17 protein-coding genes and 1 pseudogene are annotated in these 19,681 nt (G+C 71.3%); 12 read left to right on the plus strand and 6 right to left on the minus strand.

The genetic code is table 11. From position 1 onward, the window contains the following. Positions 1-336: 336 nt before the first annotated feature. Positions 337-3,126 (plus strand): helix-turn-helix transcriptional regulator, encoded by a 2,790-nt coding sequence (locus ACZ6S6_RS22430; protein WP_469706706.1) that lies wholly within the window; start codon positions 337-339, stop codon positions 3,124-3,126. Positions 3,127-3,181: 55 nt separating this feature from the next. Here ACZ6S6_RS22430 and ACZ6S6_RS22435 read toward each other — a convergent pair whose 3' ends face one another. Both ACZ6S6_RS22435 and ACZ6S6_RS22440 read right to left on the minus strand, forming a co-directional pair. Continuing rightward, positions 3,182-3,490 (minus strand): hypothetical protein, encoded by a 309-nt coding sequence (locus ACZ6S6_RS22435; protein ID WP_469706707.1) that lies wholly within the window; start codon positions 3,488-3,490, stop codon positions 3,182-3,184. Positions 3,491-3,705: 215 nt separating this feature from the next. After that, positions 3,706-4,058 (minus strand): annotated as a pseudogene (locus ACZ6S6_RS22440) (transposase); the annotation flags it as partial. Positions 4,059-4,354: 296 nt separating this feature from the next. Between ACZ6S6_RS22440 and ACZ6S6_RS22445 the strand changes: the two are divergent. From ACZ6S6_RS22445 to ACZ6S6_RS22475, 7 genes are all read left to right on the plus strand, one after another. Further along, a complete protein-coding gene (locus ACZ6S6_RS22445; RefSeq protein WP_469706708.1) occupies positions 4,355-5,155 on the plus strand; it encodes a TIGR03084 family metal-binding protein in 801 nt (266 codons plus the stop codon). A 56-nt stretch (positions 5,156-5,211) separates the two neighbouring features. Beyond that, entirely contained in the window at positions 5,212-6,975 is a 1,764-nt protein-coding gene (locus ACZ6S6_RS22450; protein ID WP_469706751.1) for an acyclic terpene utilization AtuA family protein, read from the plus strand. Then, complete coding sequence (locus ACZ6S6_RS22455) at positions 6,972-8,570, plus strand: acyl-CoA carboxylase subunit beta (RefSeq protein ID WP_469706709.1); 1,599 nt, start codon at positions 6,972-6,974, stop codon at positions 8,568-8,570. The genes ACZ6S6_RS22450 and ACZ6S6_RS22455 overlap by 4 nt, the downstream gene beginning before the upstream one ends. A 108-nt stretch (positions 8,571-8,678) precedes the next feature. Continuing rightward, a complete protein-coding gene (locus ACZ6S6_RS22460) occupies positions 8,679-10,676 on the plus strand; it encodes an acetyl/propionyl/methylcrotonyl-CoA carboxylase subunit alpha (protein WP_469706710.1) in 1,998 nt (665 codons plus the stop codon). After that, positions 10,673-11,833, plus strand: a complete 1,161-nt coding sequence (locus ACZ6S6_RS22465; RefSeq protein WP_469706711.1) for an acyl-CoA dehydrogenase family protein — start codon at positions 10,673-10,675, stop codon at positions 11,831-11,833. The genes ACZ6S6_RS22460 and ACZ6S6_RS22465 overlap by 4 nt, the downstream gene beginning before the upstream one ends. A 155-nt stretch (positions 11,834-11,988) precedes the next feature. Continuing rightward, positions 11,989-13,578 (plus strand): 4-coumarate--CoA ligase family protein, encoded by a 1,590-nt coding sequence (locus ACZ6S6_RS22470; RefSeq protein WP_469706712.1) that lies wholly within the window; start codon positions 11,989-11,991, stop codon positions 13,576-13,578. Positions 13,579-14,014: 436 nt separating this feature from the next. Continuing rightward, the gene (locus tag ACZ6S6_RS22475; protein ID WP_469706713.1) at positions 14,015-14,392 is read left to right on the plus strand and encodes a hypothetical protein; all 378 of its coding nucleotides are present in this window, start codon (positions 14,015-14,017) and stop codon (positions 14,390-14,392) included. Here ACZ6S6_RS22475 and ACZ6S6_RS22480 read toward each other — a convergent pair. Continuing rightward, entirely contained in the window at positions 14,373-14,519 is a 147-nt protein-coding gene (locus ACZ6S6_RS22480; RefSeq protein ID WP_469706714.1) for a hypothetical protein, read from the minus strand. The genes ACZ6S6_RS22475 and ACZ6S6_RS22480 overlap by 20 nt on opposite strands. Before the next feature lie 100 nt (positions 14,520-14,619). Next, complete coding sequence (locus ACZ6S6_RS22485) at positions 14,620-15,000, minus strand: effector-associated constant component EACC1 (protein WP_362964057.1); 381 nt, start codon at positions 14,998-15,000, stop codon at positions 14,620-14,622. 304 nt (positions 15,001-15,304) lie between these two features. Between ACZ6S6_RS22485 and ACZ6S6_RS22490 the strand changes: the two genes are divergently transcribed. The 4 genes from ACZ6S6_RS22490 (at position 15,305) to ACZ6S6_RS22505 (ending at position 17,688) form a co-directional block, all read left to right on the plus strand. After that, the gene (locus ACZ6S6_RS22490; protein WP_469706715.1) at positions 15,305-16,042 is read left to right on the plus strand and encodes an enoyl-CoA hydratase family protein; all 738 of its coding nucleotides are present in this window, start codon (positions 15,305-15,307) and stop codon (positions 16,040-16,042) included. Then, positions 16,030-16,608: a TetR/AcrR family transcriptional regulator gene (locus ACZ6S6_RS22495; RefSeq protein WP_362964061.1), complete on the plus strand. Its 579-nt coding sequence runs from the start codon at positions 16,030-16,032 to the stop codon at positions 16,606-16,608. The genes ACZ6S6_RS22490 and ACZ6S6_RS22495 overlap by 13 nt, the downstream gene beginning before the upstream one ends. A gap of 127 nt (positions 16,609-16,735) precedes the next feature. Next, entirely contained in the window at positions 16,736-17,092 is a 357-nt protein-coding gene (locus tag ACZ6S6_RS22500; protein ID WP_362964063.1) for a DoxX family protein, read from the plus strand. 53 nt (positions 17,093-17,145) lie between these two features. Continuing rightward, the gene (locus tag ACZ6S6_RS22505; protein WP_362964065.1) at positions 17,146-17,688 is read left to right on the plus strand and encodes a GNAT family N-acetyltransferase; all 543 of its coding nucleotides are present in this window, start codon (positions 17,146-17,148) and stop codon (positions 17,686-17,688) included. 17 nt (positions 17,689-17,705) lie between these two features. On the opposite strand, the gene ACZ6S6_RS22510 is transcribed toward ACZ6S6_RS22505, so the two are convergent. Both ACZ6S6_RS22510 and ACZ6S6_RS22515 read right to left on the minus strand, forming a co-directional pair. Further along, on the minus strand, positions 17,706-18,326 hold the full coding sequence (locus tag ACZ6S6_RS22510) for an RloB family protein (protein ID WP_362964067.1): 621 nt from the start codon (positions 18,324-18,326) through the stop codon (positions 17,706-17,708). Beyond that, on the minus strand, positions 18,310-19,599 hold the full coding sequence (locus tag ACZ6S6_RS22515; protein ID WP_362964069.1) for an AAA family ATPase: 1,290 nt from the start codon (positions 19,597-19,599) through the stop codon (positions 18,310-18,312). The genes ACZ6S6_RS22510 and ACZ6S6_RS22515 overlap by 17 nt, the downstream gene beginning before the upstream one ends. Between the last annotated feature and the right edge of the window lie 82 nt (positions 19,600-19,681).

Here is a 19,681-nt window from a genome sequence, read left to right on the forward strand (position 1 = left end):
TGTTGCGGGCCGGAGGCCGTCGTGGCAGGGCCACCGGGGCGTTAATCGGGTATCCGTATTTCCGCCATCTCGGATATAAGGGAGCACAGGGATGGCATAGCTTCGAGCGGCGGGACCGGGCTTGCGGAAGGAACCTGCGCGCGCCGCCATTCGGGGTCCCAGCCGGAATGGCACTGCGCCCTGCTTCTCAGCAGTCGGCCGAGCGTGCTCCGCTGCGCGTGGTACAGCCGATGGAACTTCCGCACGCCCGGGTCCGCCCGGGCGTGAGCGGAATGTGACCGCAGGCGGCTGCTCGTAAGATGTGCGGCCCGTTGTCGTTCACCGACAATGGGGAAGATGGAGAACGAGGGTGGCGACGTGATCGCGACGTGTGGTCTCGCTCTGCGCTCCCTCGCACGTGCTTTCGCCGACCGGCATCCCGAGCCGGTGCTGCTGTTCGTCGAAGGCTCCGCCGGTCTGGGGAAGAGTCATCTGCTCCACGAACTGTCCGGCCTGCCCGAGACGTCGGACGTGGTCCGGCTGTGGTGGCGGTGCGGAGCTGGCGACGGGCAGCCGGACGAGGACGAGCTCTGGCAGAAGCGGACCCTGTTGCTGGTGGACGACGTCCACCGGGCGGACGAGGACGAGCTGCGGCGGCTGCGCCAGGTGTTGGAGGGGCTGGCGCCGGGCTCGGCGGCGGTCGTGGCCTACCGGCCCGAAGAGCTTCCCGTTCCCGGTCTGCCGCTGGGCTTTGCCGCCATGGCCTATCCACCCCGGCTCACGGTACTCACGGACCGGCTGACGCCCTGGGACGAGGAACGCGTCCGCCGGGCGGCCGCGGAGGTGCTGGGCGGTTGTACGGCCGAGGCAGCGCGGGCGCTGCGCGAGCGGACCGGTGGAGTGCCCCGGGTGGTCGTCGATCTCCTGACCCTGCTCCGGGAGCGGCGGCCGGCCTTCACCGGCACAGCCGCCGAGGTGTCCGAGGCCGGGGTGCCGACCCGGTTGACGGAGCTGGTGCTGAGCCGCACGTACGCGCTGCCTCCGGCGCACCGGCCGCTGGTCTGGGCGGCAGCGGTCCTCGACGGGCCCGCCGCCCGTGACGAACTGATCGCCGTGGCGGGACTCGGGGCCGTACCGGGCGGCGTCGCGCTGCTGGGGGCCCTGGAGTGCGCCGCCCTGACGGAGGTGAGTACAGGGCGCTACGGCTTCGCGGTCCCGCTGGCCGCCGCTGCCGTCCGGGCCGCCGTGCCCGGCCCCGTACGCCAAGATCTGCACCGGCGGGCGGCGACCATGCTCAGTCACGGCCAGCCCGTGCCTTGGGCCGCTGTCGCCGAACATCACCGGGCGGCCGGCGAGGAACAGAAATGGCTCAGGGCGGTGGAGAAGGCGGCGGAGTCGGCGGCGGAGTCCGGCCGCCATCAGCAGGCAATCACGCTCCTGGAGCGGACGCTCGCCACCCCCGGCCTTCCCCCGCGGTCCCGGGCCCGGCTGGCTCCCCTGCTGGCCCGCAACGCGGTGACCGGGCTGCGCTCGGACCAGACCGTGGAAGTGCTCGCGCAGCTCGTGCAGGACGCGGATCTACCCCCTGCCGTACGGGGAGAGCTGCGGCTCGACCTGGGGCTGATGCTGTGCAACCAGGTGGGCCGGTTCACCGACGGTTGGCGAGTCCTGGAGATCGCCGCCACCGAACTGCGCGAGGCCCGGTCCCCCCTGGCCGCCCGCGCCATGGCCGCCCTGGTCATGCCGTACTGGCCGGGCGTTTCCCTCGATGTCCACAAGCGCTGGCTGATCAGGGCCGTGGCAGCGGCGGACGACAACGGCGACGACGCGATGCGTACGGCGGTACTGGCCAACCATGTTGGACTCGCAATGAGTTGGTCTGCCCCCGAGGCATGGGACCTGGTGAAGCAACTTCCCGTGCAGAGCACGGACCTCGGCTGCGCCCGGCAGGCGGCACGCGGTCTGTGCAACGCCGCGGACTCCGCGGTCTGGCTCGGCTTCTACGGGCGGGCGGACGGTCTGCTGGCAGAGGGGCGCGAGCTGGCGGCGCGCAGCGGAGCGCCGTACACCGAGCACAGCGCGTTGGGGACGCGGCTGCTCCATGAATGGTGGACGGGCCGGTGGCTGGGCCTGGCACGCAGGTGCGAGGACTTCATCGCCGCCACTGCGGACATGCCGTTCATCGCTTCGGACGCCTACGTCGTACGCGGACTGCTCGCCGTCGCTCAGGGCGACTGGGGGGAGGCCAGGTCTTGGCTGTCTCAGCGGGGCACGTTCGTCACGGAGAACCTGCCGGTCCCGCTGGGAGCGACGGCGGCCGGCGCGGTGATCCGCCTGACGCTGGCCCGCCAGGAGGTGTCCGCCGCCGCGGAGCAGGCACGTGCGGCCTGGGCTGTGGTGGCCGACAAGGGGGTGTGGCCCTGGGCCGCGGAACTCGCCCCGTGGGCCGTGGAGGCACTGGCGCGCGCGGGCGACACGGCCGGGGCGCGGGCCATGGTCCGGGCCTTCGCCCAAGGCATCGGGGAGGGCGACGCTCCCGCCGCCCGAGCCTCGCTGGCGTGGAGCCGGGCCGTGCTGGCTGAGGCGGAAGCGCTGACTCAGGAGAAGCCGAGCGGTCTGCCGGCGGCTGCGGAGTCGTACCGGAAGGCGGCGGTGGCCTACGCGGAGCTGCCCCGCCCGTACAGCCGGGCCCTGACCGCCGAGGGAGCCGCGCGCTGCGTCCTCGCGGCTGACACTGCCGGCAGCACGCCGGAAGGCTTCCGGTCCGGTACGGCGAGCGGTGACTCCGCGAGGGGCCCGACGCTCGACCGCGCCGCAACTACGGCGATTGCCGAACTGGAGGTATGCGCAGAGCACTTCACCGATCTGGGTGCCGTCTGGGACGCGACACGGGCCAGGGCCCTGCTGCGTACCCGACAGCCGGCCAGGAAGGGCCGGCCTCCCGGCCGCCCCTCGCACACCGACCAGTTGTCGCCCCGGGAGGCGGAGGTCGCACAGCTTGCGTCCACCGGGCTCACCAACCGGGAGATCGCTGCAACCCTGCACCTCTCCCCACGGACCGTCGAGCAGCACATCGCTGGAGCCATGCGCAAGACGGGCGCGCTCTCGCGCCGCGATCTCGGCCACCGGCTGGGCGGCACGTTGTGAGGGCGGCCGCTCGATGGACCGTTCGGGGCTGACTGCCCGCTACGGAGGGCAGCCGTCACGCCAGGGGCAGCGGAGGCCGCGCGGCCCGGAAGCCTCTGTCATGCTCCCAGACGGCAACGGTCGCAGCCTTCCAGTCGAGCACCCAACCGGAGCGGATCCCATGCGCCCCCCAGCCGTCCGGGCGTCGGCGCGGGAGGGCGAAGCCCGCCTTCTGCGCGGCGACCGCCGCGTCGCACGCCTCGCGCGCGGCGCGGAGGGCCTCCGACTCGGTCTCGGCGGCCCCGGTGAAGACGTGCAGGCCGCATCGCTCGGGCTGTACGGAGCTCCTGGTGGGGACGTTGACCTGGAAGTAGATCTCGGCCATGACGTCATCTCCTCGGTGTCGCGGTTTCCTGCCACCGGATCCACCGCTGACAGGTCACACGACCGTACGGCTCTCACGCGGTCCGCAATATCCGGAATGACCGGATCACCTATACGTATTCGGGCGAGCCGCGCCGCGCTCGCTGCACATCCGGCCAGCCGAACACGGCGACAGCGGCGGGGCTGGGCTCACCGACTCGGGCCGCGCGCCGGAGCGGGCCGGCCGGGGCGGCCCGCGACGGGCGGGATGCCGTCGACCAGGGCGAGGGTCTGGGTGATGCCGTTGACGTTGGCCGCGGTCGTGATGACCTTGAGCGGGGTGCCGCGACCGTCGCAGATCAAGTGGTGCTTGCTGCCGGTCTTGCGCCGGTCGACCGGCGACGGACCGGTGTCGGCACCCTCTTTTTCGCCCGGATGTGGGAGCCGTCCACGCCTGCCCGGGACCAGTCGAGTTCGCCGGCCGCGTTCAGCTCCGCGAGCAGGACCTGGTGCAGCCGGTCGAAGACCCCCGCCTTCTGCCACCGGTCCAGCCGCCGCCAGCACGTCTGACCCGAACAGCTGGGGACGGATAGTTTTCACTGTGTCCGGCGGGCCCGGTGGGCGCCCCTTCGGACATCACCAATAGGTCTCGGAATCGCATTCCCGGTCGATGGGGCTGCCCGCCCGGTACGTGACTGCCTCAGGCCCCCGGTGACAGTGGGGGTAGCCCCCGGTGCCGGGTACCTATCGGGTACCTCCGGGCGCTCAGCCCGGGGGAGGCGCCCGGGAGGCACCGCGCGGCAAAAATAATGCAAGCATGCTTGATTGTTTTCTGTCCCGCTGGCAGGCTCCGGGGCACACCGCCACGCCCCGAGGGGAGCGCACCGTGTCCGATGCCTCAGCCGTGCTCGACGATCTGCGCAGCGAGAGCGAGGAACTCGACCTGCTGGTAGCCGGGTTGAGCGCCCCGCAGTGGGCCGGGGCGACACCTGCCGCAGGGTGGACCGTCGCCCATCAGGTGGCCCATCTGAGCTGGACCGACGAGGTGGCGCTGCTCTCCGTCACCGACCCCGGCCGGTTCGGCGACGAGGTCGCGCAGGCGCTGCGGGACCCCGAGGGCTTCGTCGACGAGGGCGCCGGTGCTGTCGTGGCGGCGTACGCCCCCGGCGCCCTGCTCACCCACTGGCGCACCGGGCGCGAGCGCCTCCAGGAGGCCCTGCGGGCGGCCCCGGCCGGGACCCGGTTCCCCTGGTACGGGCCGCCCATGAGCGTCGCCTCCATGGCGACCGGGCGGCTCATGGAGACCTGGGCGCACGGCCAGGACGTGGCCGACGCGCTCGGTGTCACCCGCACCCCCACCGCCCGGCTGCGGCACGTCGCGCGGATCGGGGTACGCGCCCGCGACTACGCCTTCCTCGTCCGGGGGATCGAGGCACCCGGTGAGGAGTTCCGGGTGGAACTGGAGGGCCCCGGCGGCGAGTTGATCGCGTACGGGCCCGAGGGCGCCGCCCAGCGAGTCACCGGGCCGCTGCACGACTTCTGCCTGCTCGTCACCCAGCGCGCCCACCGCGACGACCTCGCCGTCCGGGCCGAGGGGGCCGACGCCGACGCGTGGCTGGGCATCGCGCAGGCCTTCGCCGGGCCCGCCGGACCCGGACGCGCCCCGAGGCAGGGGACCGGGGAGTGACGGACGCGCCCATACCCGCGCCGCACGCGCCAGACGCGCGCGTGCCCGCGTCGCATGTGACGGACGCGCCCACGCCCGCGCCGCACGCGCCAGACGCGCCCGCGCCGCTGCGGATCGGCAACGCCTCCGGGTTCTACGGCGACCGCTTCGACGCCGTGCGCGAGATGCTCACCGGCGGCCCCCTCGACGTCCTCACCGGCGACTACCTCGCCGAGCTGACCATGCTCATCCTCGGCCGTGGCCGGCTCAAGGACCCCTCGCGCGGCTACGCCACCACCTTCCTGCGCCAGCTGGAGGAGGGCCTCGGGCTCGCCCGGGAGCGCGGGGTGCGGATCGTCACCAACGCCGGCGGGCTCAACCCGGCCGGACTGGCCGACGCCGTGCGGGAGTTGGCCGACAGGGTCGGCGTGCCCGTGCGCGTCGCGCATGTCGAGGGCGACAGCCTCCCCGTACCCGACGGCTACCTCACCGCCAACGCCTATCTCGGCGGCGACGGCATCGCCGCCTGCCTGCGGGCCGGCGCCGACGTCGTCGTCACCGGCCGGGTCACCGACGCCGCGCTCGTCACCGGGCCCGCCGCCGCCCACTTCGGCTGGGGACCCGAGGACCACGACGCGCTCGCCGGAGCCGTCGTCGCCGGGCACGTCCTGGAGTGCGGCACCCAGGCCACCGGCGGGAACTACTCCTTCTTCCGGGGCCACGACCTGCGGCGGCCCGGCTTCCCCGTCGCCGAGATCCACGCCGACGGCACGTCCGTCATCACCAAGCACGACGGCACGGGCGGCGTCGTCGACCTCGGTACCGTCACCGCCCAACTGCTGTACGAGACCGGCGGCGCCCGGTACGCCGGACCCGACGTCACCACCCGCCTCGACACCGTACGACTGGCGCAGGAGGCCCCGGACCGGGTCAGGATCTCCGGGGTGCGCGGTGAGGCCCCGCCGCCCACCCTCAAGGCCGGACTCACCCGGCTCGGCGGCTGGCGGAACGAGGTCGTCTTCGTCCTCACCGGGCTCGATGTCGAGGCCAAGGCGCAGCTCGTCCGGGACCAGTTCGCGGACGCCTTCGACCGTGCCGGGCGCCGGCCCGACGTGGTGCGGTGGGAGCTCGCCCGTACCGACCGGGCCGACGCCGCGACCGAGGAGACCGCGAGCGCCCTGCTCCGGCTCGTCGTCCGCGATCAGGACCCGGACGCCGTCGGGCGGGCCCTGTCCGGCGCCGCGATCGAGCTGGCCCTCGGCAGCTATCCGGGCTTCCACGTCACCGCCCCGCCCGGAAAGGGCGCGCCCTACGGGGTGTTCGAGGCCCGGTACGTACCGGCGGGGGAGGTGACGCAGGTGGCCGTGCTCCCGGACGGGCGGCGCGAGGTGCAGGGACCGCCCGCCCGGACGCGGGTCCTCGCGGACGTCGAACAGCCCGTACTGCCCGAGCCGTTGGCCGCCGGGCTGCCCACCCGCACCGCACCGCTCGGGCAGCTCGCGGGCGCCCGCAGCGGCGACAAGGGCGGGGACGCGAACGTCGGGGTGTGGGTGCGGAGCGACGAGGCGTGGCGGTGGCTGGCCCACGAGCTGACCGTCGAGCGGTTTCGCGAACTGCTCCCGGAGACCGCCGAGCTCACCGTCGTACGCCATGTCCTGCCCCACCTGCGCGCCCTGAACTTCACCGTCCACGGGCTGCTCGGCGAGGGCGTCGCCGCCCAGCACCGCTTCGACCCGCAGGCCAAGGCGGTGGGGGAGTGGCTGCGCTCGCGCCACCTGGAGATACCCGTGGTCCTGCTGCCCCCGCAGGAGGGCGCCGACGCACCGGAGGTGCACGCATGACCGTCCTGCCCACCGGGCTCGACACCGCGAGCCCCGAATACAGCGCGAACCGCGCGGCCATGCTCGACAAGCTCGCCGAACTCGACGCGGCGCACGCCAAGGCGCTGGAGGGCGGCGGTGAGAAGTACGTCGAGCGGCACCGCTCGCGCGGCAAGCTGCTGGCCCGCGAGCGCATCGAGCTCCTGATCGACGAGGACAGCCCGTTCCTGGAGCTGTCGCCGCTCGCCGCCTGGGGCAGCGACTACGCGGTGGGGGCCTCGCTCGTCACCGGGATCGGGGTGGTCGAGGGCGTGGAGTGCCTGATCACCGCCAACGACCCGACCGTACGCGGCGGCGCCTCCAACCCCTGGACGCTGAAGAAGGCCCTGCGCGCCAACGAGATCGCCTTCGCCAACCGGCTGCCCTGCATCAGCCTCGTCGAGTCGGGCGGCGCCGACCTCCCCTCGCAGAAGGAGATCTTCATCCCCGGCGGGGCGCTCTTCCGCGACATCACGCGCCTTTCGGCCGCCGGTATCCCGACCGTGGCCGTCGTCTTCGGGAACTCCACGGCCGGCGGGGCGTACGTCCCCGGCATGTCCGACCACACCGTCATGATCAAGGAACGGTCCAAGGTGTTCCTCGGCGGTCCGCCGCTGGTGAAGATGGCCACCGGCGAGGAGAGCGACGACGAGTCTCTCGGCGGAGCCGAGATGCACGCCCGCACCTCCGGCCTCGCCGACCACTTCGCCGTCGACGAGCAGGACGCCCTGCGCCAGGCCCGCCGCATCGTCGCCCGCCTCAACTGGCGCAAGGCGCACGGCGATCCGGGCCCCGCCGAGCCGCCGAAGTACGACGAGGACGAGCTGATCGGCATCGTCCCCGGCGACCTGAAGGTGCCGTTCGACCCGCGCGAGGTCATCGCCCGGCTGGTCGACGGCTCGGACTTCGACGCGTTCAAACCGCTCTACGGGACCAGCCTGGTCACCGGCTGGGCCCGGCTGCACGGCTACCCGGTCGGCATCCTCGCCAACGCGCAGGGCGTGCTGTTCAGCGAGGAGTCGCAGAAGGCCGCCCAGTTCATCCAGCTCGCCAACCAGCGCGACATCCCGCTGCTCTTCCTGCACAACACCACCGGCTACATGGTCGGCAAGGAGTACGAGCAGGGCGGCATCATCAAGCACGGCGCGATGATGATCAACGCGGTGTCGAACTCGAAGGTCCCGCACCTGTCCGTGCTGATGGGCGCCTCCTACGGCGCCGGGCACTACGGCATGTGCGGCCGGGCCTACGACCCGCGCTTCCTGTTCGCCTGGCCCAGCAGCAAGTCCGCCGTCATGGGCCCGCAGCAACTGGCCGGGGTGCTCTCCATCGTCGCCCGCGCCTCCGCCGCCGCGAAGGGGCGCCCGTACGACGACGAGGCGGACGCCGGACTGCGCGCCATGGTCGAGCAGCAGATCGAGGCGGAGTCCCTGCCGATGTTCCTGTCCGGGCGGCTGTACGACGACGGGGTCATCGACCCGCGCGACACCAGGACCGTCCTCGGGATGTGCCTGTCCGCCATCCACACCGCACCGGTCGAGGGCGCCCGCGGCGGCTTCGGCGTCTTCCGGATGTGAGCGCCCCCTTTTCGCGGCTGAACCGCCGCCGCTCTCGCGGAGGTGGTTGCTCGCCGTCGGGGTTCCTCAATTGATGGTTGCGGTCTTCTAGCGGAAAGAGTTCTGTCCTTGACAGCCACTATTCACTCACTCATCGTCGCCAACCGGGGCGAGATCGCCTGCCGGATCTTCCGCACCTGCCGCGCGCTCGGTATCGCCACCGTCGCCGTGTACTCCGACGCGGACGCCGACGCGCTCCACGTACGGGAGGCCGACACCGCCGTACGGCTGCCGGGGGCCGCGCCCTCCGACACGTATCTGCGCGGCGATCTCGTCGTGGCCGCCGCCCTCGCGGCGGGCGCCGACGCCGTCCACCCCGGGTACGGCTTCCTCTCCGAGAACGCCGGGTTCGCCGCCGCCGTGCGGGACGCGGGGCTGGTCTGGGTCGGCCCGCCGGTCAGGGCCATCGAGCTGATGGCGTCCAAGACCCGCGCCAAGGAGCTGATGGCCGCCGCCGGCGTCCCGCTCCTCGCCCCCGTCGACCCGTCCGAGGCCCGCGCCGAGGACTTGCCGCTGCTCCTGAAGGCGGCTTCGGGCGGCGGCGGCCGGGGGATGCGAATCGTCCGTGAACTCGTCGACCTGGAGAGCGAGTTGACGGCGGCTGCGGCCGAGGCGCTGTCCGCCTTCGGGGACGGGGAGGTCTTCGCCGAGCCGTACGTGGAGCGCGGCCGGCACGTCGAGGTCCAGATCATGGCCGACGCGCACGACGGCGTCTGGGCGCTCGGCACCCGCGACTGCTCCCTCCAGCGCCGCCACCAGAAGGTCATCGAGGAGGCCCCCGCACCCGGTCTCGACGACGAACTGCGCGACCGGCTGCACGCCGCCGCCGTCGCCGCCGCACGGGCCGTCGGCTACCGGGGCGCGGGCACCGTCGAATTCCTGGTCACCGACGACGGACGGCCGTACTTCCTGGAGATGAACACCCGCCTCCAGGTCGAACACCCTGTCACCGAGGCGGTGTTCGGCCTCGATCTCGTCGCGCTCCAACTGCGCACCGCCGAGGGCGAGCCGCTGCCCGCCGCCGCGCCCCCGCACCCCGCCGGGCACGCCGTCGAGGCCCGGCTCTACGCCGAGGACCCGGCCCGCGACTGGCAGCCACAGACCGGAGCACTGCTCTCGCTCGACGTACCGGACGAGCCCGGCGTGCGCCTGGACACCGGATACACCGGCGGCGACACCATCGGCGTCCACTACGACCCGATGATCGCCAAGGTCATCGCCCACGCCCCCACCCGCACCGAAGCCGTACGCCTCCTCGCCCGCACCCTGGAACGCGCCCGCGTCCACGGCCCGGTCACCAACCGCGACCTGCTCGTACGCTCCCTGCGCCACCCGGACTTCGTGGCGGCCCGACTGGACACCGGCTTCTACGAACGCCACCTGAAAGCGCTGACCCCCGCACCCGACGAGGCGGCCGTACGGCTGGCCGCCACCGCCGCCGCCCTCGCCGACGCCGCCCGAGGCACCGCCGCCCGAGACATCGCCGCCCGAGACACCGCCGCCACCGCAGGCGTCACCCGCTTCGGCGCCTGGCGCAACCTCCCCTCGCAGCCCCGGCTCAGGCGCTACCGCAGCGAACCGGACGGCGGCGAGCACGAGATCACCTACCGCACCACCCGCGACGGGCTCGCCGTCCCCACGGACGGCGTCCGCGTCGTCTCCGCGAGCCCCGGCCGCGTCACCGTCGAAACGCAGGGCGTCACCCGGCACTTCGACGTCCACGGCCACGACGACCGGCGGTACGTGGACACCGCCGCCGGCTCGTACGCCTTCACCGCCCTGCCCCGCTTCACCGACCCCGCCGTACGGACCGAACCCGGCTCCCTGCTCGCCCCGATGCCCGGCACGGTGGTCCGCCTGGCCGAGGGACTGGCGGCCGGGTCCGCCGTCGCGGCCGGGCAGCCGCTGATCTGGCTGGAGGCGATGAAGATGGAGCACCGCGTCCTCGCCCCCGCCACCGGCACCCTCACCGCGCTCCACGCCGCACCCGGCCTCCAGGTGGAGGTCGGCGCACTGCTCGCTGTCGTCACGGAAGACGCATCCGCACCTGTTGAGGAGACCGCATGAGCACCGTCCTCGAAACCGAAGAGCACCAGGCCCTGCGCGCAGCCGTCGCCGCCCTCGGCAAGCGCTACGGGCGCGACTACATGACCGCCGTCGTCCGTGAAGGCGCCCACCCCCGCGAGCTGTGGGCGGAGGCCGCCAAGCTCGGCTACCTCGGCGTGAACCTCCCCGAGGAGCACGGCGGCGGAGGCAGCGGCATGGCCGAACTCTCCATCGTGCTGGAGGAGTTGGGGGCGGCGGGTTCGCCGCTGCTCATGATGGTCGTCTCGCCCGCCATCTGCGGCACCGTCATAGCCCGCTTCGGTACCGACGCCCAGCAGCGGCAGTGGCTGCCCGGCCTCGCGGACGGCAGCCTCACCATGGCCTTCGGGATCACCGAGCCGGACGCCGGTTCCAACTCGCACCGCATCACCACCACCGCTCGCCGCGACGGCGAGGAGTGGGTGCTCACCGGCCGCAAGGTCTTCGTCTCCGGCGTCGACATCGCCGACGCCACACTCATCGTCGGCCGCACCGAGGACGCCAGGTCCGGCAAGCTGAAGCCCTGCCTCTTCATCGTCCCGCGCGAGGCACCCGGCTTCCAGCGCTCGCAGATCGACATGGAACTCCAGGCGCCGGAGAAGCAGTTCGAACTCGTCCTGGACGACGTACGGCTGCCCGCCGACGCGCTCGTCGGCGACGAGGACGCGGGCCTCCTCCAGCTCTTCGCCGGGCTCAACCCCGAACGCATCATGACCGCGGCCTTCGGCATCGGCATGGGCCGCTACGCGCTGGGCCGCGCCGTCGAGTACGCGAAGACCCGCCAGGTGTGGAAGGAACCCATCGGCGCCCACCAGGCCATCGCGCACCCCCTCGCCCAGGCGCACATCGAACTCGAACTGGCCCGGCTGATGATGCAGAAGGCCGCCCGGCTCTACGACGACGGGGACGACGCCGGCGCGGGCGAGGCGGCGAACATGGCGAAGTACGCGGCCGGGGAGGCGTGCGTGAAGGCCGTCGACCAGGCGGTGCACACCCTCGGCGGCAACGGCCTCACCCGCGAGTACGGCCTCGGCTCCCTGATCACCGCGTCACGGGTCGCCCGGATCGCACCGGTCAGCCGGGAAATGATCCTGAACTACGTATCCCATCAGTCCCTGGGTCTCCCCAAGTCGTACTGACAGCAGCCATCCTGTCCCTCCACGCCGTACGGGACCCGCCCCCCCCCAAGGGCGCGGGCCCCGGCCCGGCGCCGCACGCCACCTCTCCACGCGCCGTACGGGGCGGCCCGCTCCCGCCGCCGCCCCGCCATTCCGCATCGAAGGGACTCCCCGCCATGGTGCACGTGTTCCGGAGCGACTACCCCGACGTCCAGCCACTCGACACAGCCATCCACGACGCGGTGCTGGGCCAGGCCGCCGCGGAGTACGGCGACACGGTCGCCCTGATCGACGGTACGAACGCGAGCAACCGGCTCACCTACCGGCAGCTCGACGCCTTCCACCGCAAGATCGCCGCGGGGCTGGCCGACGCCGGACTCGTCAAGGGCGACGTACTCGCCCTGCACAGCCCGAACACCATCGCCTACCCGGCCGTCTTCTTCGGCGCCACCCGGGCCGGGGCCACCGTCACCACCGCCCACCCGCTCGCCACGTCCGAGGAGTTCGCCAAACAGCTCCGCGACTCCTCCGCGCGCTGGATCGTCACCGTCTCCCCGCTCCTGGACACGGCCCGCCGCGCGGCCGAACTCGTCGGCGGCATCGAGGAGATCTTCGTCTGCGACCGGGCCGAAGGGCACACCTCGGTCCTCGACATGCTCACCACCACCGCCCCCGAACCGATGATCACCATCGACCCGGCCGAGGACATCGCCGCGCTGCCGTACTCCTCCGGCACCACGGGCGTCCCCAAGGGCGTCATGCTCACCCACCGCTCCATGGCCACCAACCTGGAACAGCTGCGCCCCTTCGTCCCCATGGGGGCCGGCGCCCGCATCCTGGCCGTGCTCCCCTTCTTCCACATCTACGGGCTCACCGCCCTGATGAACGCGCCGCTGCGGACCGGCGCCACCGTCGTCGTACTGCCGCGCTTCGACCTCGCCCAGTTCCTGACCGCGATCGAGACGCACCGCATCACCGGCCTGTACGTGGCCCCGCCGATCGTGCTGGCCCTCGCGAAGCACCCGGTCGTCGACCGGTACGACCTGTCCTCCCTGGAGTACATCGTCAGCTCCGCCGCCCCGCTCGACGCCGAACTCGCCGCCGCCTGCGCGCGCCGGCTCGGACTGCCGCCCGTGCGCCAGGCGTACGGGATGACGGAGCTCTCGCCCGGCACCCACGTCGTCCCGCTGGCCGCCGAGAACCCGCCGCCCGGGGCCGTCGGCACCCTGCTGCCCAACACCGAGATGCGCATCGTCTCGCTCGACGCCACCGGCGAGGACGCCGGAACCGGCACCGACGGCGAGATCCTGATCCGCGGCCCCCAGGTGATGAAGGGCTACCTCGGCCGCCCCGACGCCACCGCCGCCATGATCGACGCGGACGGCTGGGTGCACACCGGCGACATCGGCCGGGTGGACGACGAGGGCTGGCTGTTCGTCGTCGACCGGGTCAAGGAACTCATCAAGTACAAGGGCTACCAGGTCGCCCCCGCCGAACTCGAAGCGCTGCTGCTCGGCCACGCGTCGATAGCCGACGCCGCCGTCATCGGCGTGTACGACGAGGACGGCAACGAGGTCCCCAAGGCCTTCCTCGTACGCCGGCCGGCCACCCCGGAGCTCACGGCCGACGACGTCATGACCTACGTCGCCGAACGCGTCGCCCCGTACAAGAAGGTCCGCCGCGTCGAGTTCGTCGACGCCGTACCGCGCGCCGTCTCGGGCAAGATCCTGCGCCGCGAACTGCGCGACAGGGAGAAGCAGCGATGATGGAGCCGCAACCTGCGACCACGCGGACCGCGACCACCGGCCGGACCGTGTGCGGGGCGTCTACATCCACGACACCGTGGTACGGAGCCGTGGGTCGAGCTCGCCGAGTTCCAGATCGGATCGGTACGGCCGGTCGCTGAGGCGTTCGACTGCCTGACGGAGTCGCATCGGGTCCGCATTGAAGTCCTGAATCGGGAAACCGACGTACCCGATTCTCCCGAGAGAGCGGGGAACCTCGTTTCCTTTTGTCGGAGCGGACCATGTTCCCTTGATGCGAGGGCTGCTCTGCGACAGTCGGACAATTAAAACGTCATCCGATTTCAGGGCGCCGTCGTATTTTGTGCTGAAGACGTATCCATGTAGAACCCCGAGGTGGGAGACGTGCTCCCAGGGGATTTGGAACGGGGGCCATCCCGGCTTATCTACCGACAGGCCGGTGCCGTCGAGGGATAGGCTTGCGTATTTTGCCCGAGCGTTCCGCGTGAAGGTTCGCATGGTGAGTAGCAGCGGCAGGGCCACGAGAAGGGCAAGTGGCGAGGTCGAGTTGGCCGGAGAGGAGGGTGTGTTGGGGGCGCATGGCGGCTACGGCTCGGCCGGAGAAGCAGCAGTCGAGTACGAGGACTCTGGCTTTGGCGCGGGATTGTGCCAGTTCCTGTTTGAGGAGCTGGAAGGGCAGAGCGGTGTAGCCGGCGTGGTCGGGGTCGGGGTCGGTGTCCGTGACTGCCAGGTGGAGAAGGCCGCCGTCGTCGAGCAGGCCGTGTCCGGCGTAGTAGACGAGCAGGAGGTCTTCGGCCTCACGCCCGGGCGGAGGTGAGTTCCCTGCCGATCGCGCCCCGGTCGACCGGGGCGCCGTTCGCGCCGAGGATGCGGATGTGGTCCGGGAGGAGCAGGCCGCGTTCGCCGGAGAGAGCGTCCTTGAGTGCGTCGAGGTTGTTCCGCACGGCGGGAATCTGCTCCAGGCCGGGGGACGTGTAGTCCGATACGCCGATCAGCAGCGCACGGGAGGAGGCCCCGTCGGGCGTCCAGGGCTTGGAGATGGCTTCAACTCTCCAACTGGCCCAGCAGTGTGTGCACCTCCGCGATCACCCGTGCTGGATCCGCGGCCCGTTTGACGTCCACTTCGACGTGCCCCCCGTTCGGCGCCCGCACCGTGACCTTGACGTCGGAGCGCCGCTGGACCAGCCAGGTGGTCAGGGAGCGCGCCAGCACGGCGCCGGCGCCGCCCGATCCGAGAGCCACCATCAGAACGTCCATGGACGTGCCCATGTGGCCCGGTTCCGGAGCCTCGCCGTGCAGCGTCAGCCGCCCCCGAAGTGCTTCCTCGAAGGTCAGCCATTCGCGTAGGGCGCGGAGGTGTTCCAGGGCCTCTGTTCCGGAGACCGTCAGCCTCAGCTCGGTAGGCGCCGTATTCGTCTCAGCCATGGAAATCATCCTTGCAGAGCCCGCACTTCGCGGGGACGGCTTCTGAAACGTTCGCGCCGTATGGGCCTCTCGGTGCCTCTTGGCCTGTGCCTCTTGCTCTGTACCACTTGTTCTGGGCACCTGTTCTGGGCACCTTGGACAGGAGGCGTCGAACTGATCGATCTGCCTTCCAGCCGACGCACGGTGTGGCCGGGGGCTGCCCGGACATCGCGCTCGCACAAATCATGCAAGCACGCTTGATTGTTCTTGTCCGTGGTGCCACGCTCAACGCTCCGGCCGGGCAGAAGCAGAGGGAGACCATCGGATGAGTCGGCTCGCCCCACCCACCCACGAACGGGGCATCACCACCCTCACGCTCGACTCCCCGGCCAACCGCAACGCCCTGAGCGCACCGCTCGTGGCCGCACTGACCGAGGCCCTAGACGCGTGCGCGACCGACGAGAGCATCCGGGCGGTGGTCCTCACCCACACCGGCAACACGTTCTGCGCGGGCGCCGACCTGAAGGCACCGGCCGACCCGCACGCCTTCGTCGCCCTCATGCGACGCATCGTCACCCTGCCGAAGCCGGTCGTCGCCCGAGTCACCGGACACGTCCGGGCGGGCGGCCTCGGCCTGCTCGGCGCCTGCGACATCTCGGTCGCCGGACCCGACTCCTCCTTCGCCCTCACCGAATCACGCCTCGGGCTCGCCCCCGCCGTCATCTCCCTGCCCCTGCTGCCCCGCCTGGACCCCCGCGCCGCAGCCCGCTACTACCTCACCGGCGAACGCTTCGACGCGACCGAAGCCGCCAGGACCGGCCTCGTCACGCTCGCCGCCGAGGACGTGGACAAGGCGCTCGTACCGGTACTCGACGGACTGCGCAGGGCCTCGCCCCAGGGGCTGGCCGCATCGAAGGAGCTGGTCACGGCTACTGTGCGGGAGACTTTCGACCAGTACGCCGAAGACCTCATCGCCCGCTCCGCCACACTCTTCGCCTCCGACGAGGCACGGGAGGGGATGACGGCCTTCCTGGAACGACGGGACCCCGCATGGCGGCTCTGACACCCCCCAAGCAGGACCGCAGCCGTGCCACCCGGCAGAAGCTCCTCGAAGCCGCGGTGGCCTGCCTGGCCGAACACGGCTGGGCGGGCTCCACGGTCTCCGTCGTCGCCGAACGCGCCGGGGTCTCGCGCGGCGCCGCCCAGCACCACTTCCCCACCCGCGAGGACCTGTTCACCGCCGCCGTCGAGTACGTCGCCGAGGAACGCTCCGCCGCCCTGCGCGCCCTCCCCGACCAGGACCGGGCCGCGGTCGTCGTCGCCCTGGTCGACCTCTACACCGGCCCGCTCTTCCGCGCCGCCCTCCAGCTCTGGGCCGCCGCCTCCAACGAGGAACAGCTCCGCCCCCGCGTCACCGAACTCGAAGCCCGCGTCGGCCGCGAGACCCACCGCATCGCCGTCGGCCTCCTGCACGCCGACGAGAACCGCCCCGGCGTACGCGAAACGGTCCAGGGCCTCCTGGACATGGCCCGCGGCCTGGGCCTGGCCAACGTCCTCACCGACGACACGGCCCGCCGGCGCCGAGTGGTGGCGCAGTGGGCGGCGATGATCGAGGACGCGCTGGACTGAGCGAGGGCGATGGGTGATGGGCGATGTCACAAGCCGGCGTCCGGTTTCGTCGTTCAGGGAAACGGCCTCCCGCGAGGGAGCACCGAGCAACACCGTTCCCCACTGAATCGAACGAATCGGAGACATCGTGTTCACCGCCTACGTCACGGTCACCATCCTCGGCGCGGTCTTCAACGGCGCCGCCGCCGTCACCTACCTGATCGGCCACGAATACCCCAAGACCCAGGCGGACATGAAGGGCATCCACCGCAGATGGGTGCCCGTGCTGGGCTCGCTGCTCGCGGCGGGCACGGTGGGACTGCTGGCGGGACTCGCCGTCCCGCTCCTGGGCACCCTCGCCGCAGTCGGCCTCATCCTCTACTTCATCGGCGCGATCATCGCCCACCTGCGGGTGGGCTCCCGCAATATCGTGGGCGGCATCGTGTTCCTCGCCACGGCGGCGGCCGTCCTCGTGCTGGGGTTGCTCGACCACGGGGCCTGGTAGCCACCGCACGGATATCCTGCTCCGTCCCGAACAGGCCAGGGAGGCCCCGCATCATGAGCAGCACCACGTCGCCCTTTCCCGACCGGATCGAGCTCACGGGGGAAGGCCTCGTCCTGCGCGACTGGACGGAGGCAGACCTGGCCTCGATGCCGGATCTGTTCGACCACGCCGACATCGCGCACTGGACCCCGATCGTCTCGCCCTTCGACGAGGAGGCCTCCCGGACCCGCCTGGACAGGGCCCGGCGCCTGCGGGAGGAGGGCTCGGCCATCCTGCTCGCGATCACCGTGGACGGCGGCGCCCCGCTCGGCGAGGTGATGCTGCGACGCGCCCCCGAGGGCACGGAGCTCGGTTACGCGGTCGGCCCGGCCCACCGGGGCCACGGTCTGGCCGCACGGGCGGTACGGGTGATGGCCGCGTACGCCTTCGAGGAGCTGGGGGCGGAACAGGTGATCCTGGAGCTTGAGGCCGACAACGCCCCCAGCGTCGGGGTGGCCACGAGGGCGGGCTTCAGCCTGCTCGACGTACCCCTGATCGAGGGTGAGCAGAAGGGGCGGCCCTACGTCCTGCAGACGTGGGGCCTGGAGCGCCCCTGACTGTGCGGGGCGCCGCCCTACTGCGGGCCGCCGATGGCGAGCGCGAGCTTCCACATGCCGGTGGAGGGGTTCATTTCCCGCTCCTTGCCGTCCGGAGCCAGCTGCTTCGCCCGGCGGACCGCCTCGCGCCAGCCGTCCTCGTAATGACGGAAGTCAAGGCCCGTCTTGGAGTATCCGCCTGGCGTGTGCTTGTTCAGAATCGGAACGAGCTGGTCGTAGGAGGGTGCGTGCTTATGGTGATCGGTGAAGTGCAGCAGCAGCCACACTTCGAAGCACGGGTTCGACAGCGCGATCCCGATGTGATTGCGGTCGGCTTCACGTAGGGCCTGATCGATATCGGTGAACTCGTCGACGTCCAGGACGCACCACGCCTCGTCGTAGGCGTCGTCGGCCGTCTCAAGCAGCTTCACCGTGTGCGCGACGACTTGGGAGGGAGCCTTGGGATGCTTGACGATCTTGATCGATACCGCTGGATTCCGGGCAGCGTTCTTGAGGCCCTGGACGTAGGCGTGCTCTGTCACCTCGGCGCCGCAGACGACCAGTAATCGCAGGCGGGGGGTGCGAAGCTCGGTTCTCCTGCCGAGCCGGGAATCTCGTAAGGGACGCCTGCGGCCGTCCGGCTTAGGTTGCCGCGCCATTCTGTTCCCCCCGTGTGGCCAGTGCCTTGGCAAGGCTCTCGTCGATGAACGGCACTCCGCCGTAGCTGCCCCCCAGGTAGCGGCGCTCGTGGTTCTCGCCGGCGCGTGGTTTGAACTCGGACAGGGCGAACAGTCTCGTCTCCCCGTACTGGTCCTTCTCCACGAACCACACCTGATCCCGCTTGAGGATGTCCTCGCCGTCGACACGGCCGAGCAGACTGGCGTCGTGGGAGGTGAAGACGAGTTGCGCGCCGCGCGGGTTGGTCTCCGGCTCCTGGAAGAGCTTGATGAGCTGGGTGGTGAGCAGTGGGTGAAGACTGGAGTCGATCTCGTCGACGACGAGCGTGCCGCCTCGGCGCAGTACGGACAGAAATCGCGGGGCCTGCTCCAGCAGAGCCTTGGTGCCCGCGGACTCCTCGTGGAGATCCATGCGGACTACGCCGGTGCGCCCGCGGTGGCCGATCCACGGGCGTACGGTCTCCCGCGGCCCTCTTTCCGCCAGCCTGGCGAGCTCCCGCTGGGGTACCCGTCCGCCGTACAGCCGACGCAGGGCGTCCTCGTCCAAGACCTGACGCTCGGTGCCGTACGCCTCGATACCCAGGTCGGCAGAGCGCAGGAGAGCCAAGAGGCCGGGAGTGTCCCAGGCCGGTCCCGGCGTCCCCGGAGCGATTCCCAGCGGCGAGCGCATGCGGCCCTCACTGAACTTCAAGCCTGTCGCGAACCAGTCGTAGACGGGGCGGAAGTCCTTCTGCTTGGAGCGTGCGGCCATGGTCAGGAACAGCACATTCGATTCGGTGATGTTCTCGACCAGTTCCAGTTCACGTCTGGCCTGCGTGTCACCCGGATTCACTTCGCCCTCGTAGCGCTCGAAGATCTTGCGCTTCTTCCCGAGCGGGTAGCTGTAAAGCCATTCGTCGAGGACTCGCTCGTCGTCGATGCTGAAGCCGTAGGTGTAGCGCACCCCGGCCAGCGAGAGATCCACCACGTACCAGGACGGTTCCTCGGCAGCCGAGGCATCCAGGCGGAACACGCTGCGGGCGATGCCGCCACCGGGCTCCGCATCGCGATGCGAGTTCAGGACCATTCCGGCCATGTACCCCAGTGCGCCCACGAGGTTCGATTTCCCTGCGGCGTTGGCACCGAACAGGCCCGCCACGGGGACTGCGGCCCAGTCCGTACCCGTAGGACGGTCCGCGTCGTAGGCGGGGTGAAGCTTGAGTTCTTGCTCCTCGCGGACCGAGCGATGGTTCGACATCCTGAAGTTCAGCAGCATGTGGGCCCTCCCCTCTGTGATTTTCCGCCTATGTGCGCAAGTGAAACGCGCAATATGAGGTCTGGCAACCTCTGACAAGGGA

Source organism: Streptomyces sp. NPDC048671 (assembly GCF_055587045.1).

What these genes read in the sequence shown, in the direction of transcription:
- ACZ6S6_RS22430 (WP_469706706.1), top strand. Translation starts at nt 337, where the DNA reads ATGGAGAACGAGGGTGGCGACGTGATCGCGACGTGTGGTCTCGCTCTG.
- ACZ6S6_RS22490 (WP_469706715.1), top strand. Translation starts at nt 15,305, where the DNA reads ATGAGTCGGCTCGCCCCACCCACCCACGAACGGGGCATCACCACCCTC.
- ACZ6S6_RS22455 (WP_469706709.1), top strand. Translation starts at nt 6,972, where the DNA reads ATGACCGTCCTGCCCACCGGGCTCGACACCGCGAGCCCCGAATACAGC.
- ACZ6S6_RS22505 (WP_362964065.1), top strand. Translation starts at nt 17,146, where the DNA reads ATGAGCAGCACCACGTCGCCCTTTCCCGACCGGATCGAGCTCACGGGG.
- ACZ6S6_RS22465 (WP_469706711.1), top strand. Translation starts at nt 10,673, where the DNA reads ATGAGCACCGTCCTCGAAACCGAAGAGCACCAGGCCCTGCGCGCAGCC.
- ACZ6S6_RS22470 (WP_469706712.1), top strand. Translation starts at nt 11,989, where the DNA reads ATGGTGCACGTGTTCCGGAGCGACTACCCCGACGTCCAGCCACTCGAC.
- ACZ6S6_RS22485 (WP_362964057.1), bottom strand. Translation starts at nt 15,000, where the DNA reads ATGGCTGAGACGAATACGGCGCCTACCGAGCTGAGGCTGACGGTCTCC.
- ACZ6S6_RS22495 (WP_362964061.1), top strand. Translation starts at nt 16,030, where the DNA reads ATGGCGGCTCTGACACCCCCCAAGCAGGACCGCAGCCGTGCCACCCGG.
- ACZ6S6_RS22510 (WP_362964067.1), bottom strand. Translation starts at nt 18,326, where the DNA reads ATGGCGCGGCAACCTAAGCCGGACGGCCGCAGGCGTCCCTTACGAGAT.
- ACZ6S6_RS22515 (WP_362964069.1), bottom strand. Translation starts at nt 19,599, where the DNA reads ATGCTGCTGAACTTCAGGATGTCGAACCATCGCTCGGTCCGCGAGGAG.
- ACZ6S6_RS22435 (WP_469706707.1), bottom strand. Translation starts at nt 3,490, where the DNA reads ATGGCCGAGATCTACTTCCAGGTCAACGTCCCCACCAGGAGCTCCGTA.